Origin of the sequence: Frankia sp. AgKG'84/4, assembly GCF_023242965.2 — a bacterium.
Classification (GTDB): domain Bacteria; phylum Actinomycetota; class Actinomycetes; order Frankiales; family Frankiaceae; genus Frankia.
Genome location: NZ_JALKFU020000473.1, coordinates 1 through 4236 on the forward strand (window position 1 = coordinate 1; position 4236 = coordinate 4236).

The following is a 4236-nucleotide window of genomic DNA, read 5'->3' on the forward strand; positions in this document are numbered from 1 at the left end:
GCTGGCCGGCGACCTCGGCCGCGAGCGGATCGCGCTGCTCGACGTCGCGGTGGACGCACCCGGCGCCGCCGTCGTCGTCGTCGAGCGTCCCGACGCCGACGTCGAGTGGTTCGCGCCGCTCGGCGCGCCCGGACCGGGACTCGCCCGGGTCGTCATCGCCTGGAACGTGGCGGGCCGCAGCGAACTGGGCCTCGTGGACCTGGGCGGCGGCGGAGCCCAGACGGCGCTGCCGACGCCACCGCGTGCGGTGGTCACGGCCCTGCTCGCACGCCCCGGCGGACGGGGGCTGGTCCTCGCTCTCGAGGACTCCGCCGCCGCACCGGAGATCTGGACCTGCACCCTGCCCGCGCCGAGCCCCGCCGCCGCGCCCCCGCCGCCCGCGGCCGATGGCGCTCCGACGGTGGTGGTGGGGGCGGTGGTCGTGGGGGCGACCTACCGATGTCTGGTCTCCCGCGCGCCGGCCCGGCCGGCGGCGCTGGTCCGCCCGGTGGAGCGCACGCTGTGCGCGCATGACGGCCTGACACTGTCCGGCTGGTGGTACCGCCCGCCGTCGCCGCCCGGCCCGCTGCCGACCCTTGTCTACCTGCACGGCGGCCCGGAGGCGCAGGACCGGCCCACCTACAACCCGTTGCTGCAGGCCCTGGTCGCCCGCGGGATCGCGGTGTTCGCGCCGAACGTACGCGGCTCCAGCGGCTACGGTCGCTCCTTCGAGGAGGCCGACCACCTCGAGCGCCGCGCCGACGGCATCGAGGACGTCGCCAGCTGCGTGCGCGACCTCGTCGCGGCCGGCCTGGCCGACCCGCAGCGCATCGGCGTCGCCGGGCGCTCCTACGGCGGCTATCTCACCCTGGCGGCCCTCGTGCGCTTCCCCGAACTGTTCCGGGCCGGCATGGACGTCTGTGGCATGGCCGACCTGGAGACGTTCTACCAGCACACCGAGCCGTGGATCGCGGCCTCGGCGGTCACCAAGTACGGCGACCCGCGTACCCAGCCGGAGCTGCTGCGCGCACTCTCGCCGCTGCACCGGATGAGCGCGCTCACCGCGCCGCTGCTCGTCGTCCACGGTGCCAACGACACCAACGTCCCCGTCATCGAGGCGGAGCAGGCCGTCGCCGCCGCGACCGCGAACGGGGTGGACTGCCGCTACCTGCTCTTTCCGGACGAGGGCCACGAGGTGGTGGGCCTGGCCGGCCGGGTCCGCTTCGTGCACGCTGCCGTCGACTGGTTCGCCGGCCATCTTCGCCAGCCCGCCGCGCCCCAGCCGGGCGTCGAGCTGGCGCCGGTGAGCGCCGGGGCGCTCGACGACGCGCGCGGCAACCTCATCCGGCTCGCCCCGTAGGCAGGCCCGGTCGTGCCGCCACAGGCCGGCACGAACATCACGGAGTCGACACTGTCACAATACGAAGGGTGAAAATCGAGGAGTTGGCTGCGGACCGGACCTGGTTGGCGTTCGACCCGATGCGCCAACTACGGCCGCACCTGACTTCGACGGGTTTCGTGCGCCTCGTCAACGAGGTACAGCGGCCGGAGGGCTACCGCCTGGTCGCGTCCTGGGACGGTGAGTTGGCGCGGGTGGTCTCCGCGCTCGGCTTTCGCCAGGTGACCTCCCTGGCCGTCGGACGGACCCTCGCGATCGACGATCTGACGACCCTGCTCCCCGCCCGCGGGCGAGGGCACGCCACCCGCCTGCTGGCCTGGGCCGAACGGGAGGCCCGCCAGCTCGGCTGCGAGCACGTGAACCTCACCGCCGGTACCCACCGCCACGAGGCACACCGCCTCGCCCTGCGCGCCGGCTACACCATCTCCTCCTTCGAACTCACCCGCCGGCTGTGACGGACGGTCCGCCGCGCCGGCCCGGGTGCGGCTAACCCCCGGCCGAACCGGCCAGCCAGCTCCGTCGTCGCCGCGGCAGGGACGATCTACCGTCGTCCGCAGGGCACCGGGCGGACGAACCGGCGGGACGTGACCTGCCGCCGCCCGCGGCCGTGGTGAACCAGGCCGCGGCCACCGGAGAGGGGAAACGGACGATGGCAGGCACGGTTGCGCTGCGGGGCACCGGTCGGGGCGGCCCGCCCGGCGGGCTCTGGCCACTGCTGCGGTCGACCTACACCAGGCAGGCGTGGGAGAGCACGGCGTTCGTGGCGCTCACGGGGGTGCTGGCGGGCCCGGTCTGCCTGGTGGTCCTGATCTCGCTCGCCGTCGGGGTGCCGCTGACGCTGGTCGGCCTGCTGGGAGTGCCGCTGATCTGGTTCGCGCTGGTCATCGCCCGGCTCGCCACCACGTTCGATGCGTGGCGCTTCGACGTGCTGCTGCACCGGCGACTCGCGCTGCGACCCGGGCCGGCCAACGGGTTCGGCCGCAAGGCGGCGTTGCGGATCCGACTCGGCACGGAGCTGCGCCGGCTGCGCCGCGGGGGCAGTTGGCTGGACGTGCTCTACGTACTCGTCGTCCAGCCCGTGGTCGGCTGGCTCGGGGGCTGGCTGCTGTTCGTTGCCTGGGGTGGCGGGCTGGCGTTCGTGCTGTTCCCCGCCTACGCCCCCGCGCTGGCCACGCCCGAGCGCGTCTTCGACCAGGACCTGGGCTACGGCGGCTCGGTCGTCCTGCACGTCTGCCTCGGCCTCGCCGCGCTGCTCGCCGCGCCCTGGCTGGCCCGCGCCCTGACCGTCGGGCACCTCCAGGTGGCCCGCTGGCTGCTCTCGCCACGCGGCGAGGAACTGCTGGCCGCCCGGGTCGAGGACCTCGAGTCCAGCCGGGCCGGGATGGTCGCCGCCGCCGCCGCCGAACGCCGCCGCATCGAACGGGACCTGCACGACGGCGCGCAGCAGCGGCTCGTCGCGGTCGCGATGACGCTCGGCCGGGCGCAGATCCGGTTCGAGGCGGATCCGCGCGGCGCCGCGGGCCTCGTCGCCGAGGCGCACGCGGAGACCAAACGCGCCCTGGTCGAGCTGCGGGACCTCGCCCGTGGCATCCACCCGTCGGTGCTGACCGACCGCGGCCTGGACGCGGCGCTGTCCGGGCTCGCGGCCCGCTGCCCGGTGCCCGTCACCATCGACATCGACATCGACATCGACACCGACACCGACACCGACACTGACATCGACACCGATACCGTCGCCCGGCGTGATCCCGACGCGGAGGCCGTCGCCTACTTCTTCGTCGCCGAGGCGCTGACCAACATCGCCCGGCACGCGGCGGCGTCCCGGGCGCGGGTGGTGGTGCGGCGCGGTGGGAGCCGGCTGGTCGTCGAGGTCGCCGACGACGGCCGCGGCGGCGCCAGCGAGAACGCCGGCAGCGGCCTGGCCGGCCTGCGTGACCGGGCCCGTGCCGTCGACGGCACCTTCGGCCTGACGAGTCCGCCCGGGGAGGGCACCACCCTGCGTCTGGAGCTGCCGTGCGCGTCATGATCGCCGAGGATTCGGTGCTGCTGCGCGAGGGCCTGACCCGGCTGCTCGAAGAGCTGGGCGTCACCGTGTCCGCCGCGGTCGGCGACGCCGAGGGCCTGCTGCGTGAGGTCGCCGCCGCACCGCCGGACGTCTGCGTCGTCGACGTGCGCCTGCCCCCGACGTTCACCGACGAGGGGGTGCGCGCGGCCCTGGTGCTGCGCCGGCAGTGGCCGGCGGTCGGCGTGCTCGTGCTGTCCCAGTACGTCGAGGAGCGCTACGCCGTCGACCTGGTGACCGGCCCGACCAGCCGGGGCGTCGGCTACCTGCTCAAGGATCGGGTCAGCGAGGTCGCCGACTTCCACGCGGCGCTCGGCCGGGTCGCCGCCGGCGCCACCGTGCTCGACGCCGAGGTCGTCACCCAACTGCTGGTCCGGTCCCGCCGCCGCGACCCGCTGGAACGGCTCACCCCGCGCGAGACCGAGGTGCTCCATCTGATGGCCGAGGGTCGCTCGAACGCGGCGATCGCCACCGCGCTGTCGATCAGTGAACGCGCCGTCGAGAGACACGTGACCAGCATCTTCACCAAGCTCGATCTTCCGGTGGCCGAGGACGACCATCGCCGCGTGCTCGCGGTGCTGCGCCTGCTCGACTCCACCGGCGGCGGCGGCGCCCGGCCGACCGCGGCACCGGGAACCGTCCGCAGGAGCAACCACGATGCCTGAGCCCACCCTCGACCCGACCCCTGCCAGCCCGACCCCTGCCAGCCCGACCCCTGCCAGCCCGACCCCTGCCAGCCCGGCGCCCGACGGCCCGGCCCTCGACCCGAGCCTGAGCCCGTCCGCCAGCGCGGGCG

General features: G+C 75.0%; 4 protein-coding genes. All 4 read left to right on the forward strand.

What is annotated here, in order from left to right:
• On the forward strand, positions 1-1339 hold a 1339-nt coding region (locus MXD58_RS21460), incomplete at its 5' end, for an alpha/beta hydrolase family protein (RefSeq protein ID WP_250609805.1).
• Positions 1340-1422: 83 nt separating this feature from the next.
• On the forward strand, positions 1423-1833 hold the full coding sequence (locus tag MXD58_RS21465; RefSeq protein WP_308302016.1) for a GNAT family N-acetyltransferase: 411 nt from the start codon (positions 1423-1425) through the stop codon (positions 1831-1833).
• A gap of 194 nt (positions 1834-2027) precedes the next feature.
• Complete coding sequence (locus MXD58_RS21470) at positions 2028-3404, forward strand: sensor histidine kinase (protein ID WP_248840679.1); 1377 nt, start codon at positions 2028-2030, stop codon at positions 3402-3404.
• A complete protein-coding gene (locus tag MXD58_RS21475) occupies positions 3392-4105 on the forward strand; it encodes a LuxR C-terminal-related transcriptional regulator (protein ID WP_248840680.1) in 714 nt (237 codons plus the stop codon). The genes MXD58_RS21470 and MXD58_RS21475 overlap by 13 nt, the downstream gene beginning before the upstream one ends.
• Positions 4106-4236: the final 131 nt, after the last annotated feature.

Bases quoted from the DNA above. Each gene is read 5' to 3' on its own strand.
- MXD58_RS21470 (WP_248840679.1), top strand. From the start codon at position 2,028: ATGGCAGGCACGGTTGCGCTGCGGGGCACCGGTCGGGGCGGCCCGCCC.